We start from the raw sequence: 252 nt of genomic DNA, 5'->3' as shown, positions 1-252 counted from the left end.
CGAGTTGCCTTCCGCCTTGATTTCGCGCGTTTTCACGAAACTGTACAGCCCGCTGCCGTGCGGGTCGGCAAGCACGGTTCTCACCGCCGGATTCTGTTCCTTGAGAAAGCGCGCGACGCCGGCGAGCGTGCCACCCGTCCCTGTAGCGCACACGAAAGCGTCCACCGTACCCGCCGTGTCGCGCCAGATTTCCGGCCCGGTGGTTTCATAGTGGGCCTGCCGGTTGACGAGGTTATCGAACTGGTTGGCCCA

The 252-nt window shown here is 63.5% G+C and carries 1 protein-coding gene; it reads right to left on the bottom strand.

The window, feature by feature from the left end:
* On the bottom strand, positions 1 to 252 hold a 252-nt coding region (locus SB764_RS42825; protein ID WP_410867153.1), incomplete at both ends, for a pyridoxal-phosphate dependent enzyme.

Source organism: Paraburkholderia sp. SIMBA_027 (assembly GCF_046535315.1).
GTDB classification, from domain to species: domain Bacteria; phylum Pseudomonadota; class Gammaproteobacteria; order Burkholderiales; family Burkholderiaceae; genus Paraburkholderia; species Paraburkholderia tropica.
This window is presented reverse-complemented; position numbering and strand designations above follow the sequence as displayed.